General features: G+C 46.5%; 1 protein-coding gene. It reads left to right on the plus strand.

Annotated elements, in window-relative coordinates; translation table 11 throughout:
• Positions 1-507, plus strand: a 507-nt coding sequence (locus R7Z77_RS28695) for an alanine:cation symporter family protein (protein ID WP_318137477.1), incomplete at both ends; no start/stop codon positions are given.

Raw genomic sequence — 507 nt, forward strand, 5'->3', positions numbered from 1 at the left:
ATTCTCACTTGGGGTTGCTTGTTTTGGTATCGGTACGTTCCCGCAAGTAAATGCGATTCTTGATGCAAGTGAAATCTCTCTAGGTGTAAACCGTGAGCTTGCAGCTTTCATCCTGACGCTTTTGGTTGCATTTGTAACTCTAGGTGGCATCAAATCTATCGCAAGTGTTGCAGGTAAAGTGGTTCCAGCAATGGCGCTGTTTTATGTGTTGGCGTGTCTTAGCGTGATCATCATGAACGCAGATCAACTACTAAATGCTGTTGAACTTGTGTTGGTATCTGCTTTCACGTCTACCGCAGCAACGGGCGGTTTCCTAGGTGCTAGCATCATGTTGGCAATACAATCTGGTATTGCGCGTGGTGTATTCTCCAACGAATCGGGTTTGGGTAGCGCGCCAATGGCCGCAGCAGCAGCGAAAACAGACTCTTGTGTTAAACAAGGTTTGATTTCGATGACAGGTACCTTCTTCGATACCATCATCATTTGTACCATGACAGGTCTAGCCCT

The sequence above is a fragment of the Vibrio sp. 1401 genome (assembly GCF_033340295.1).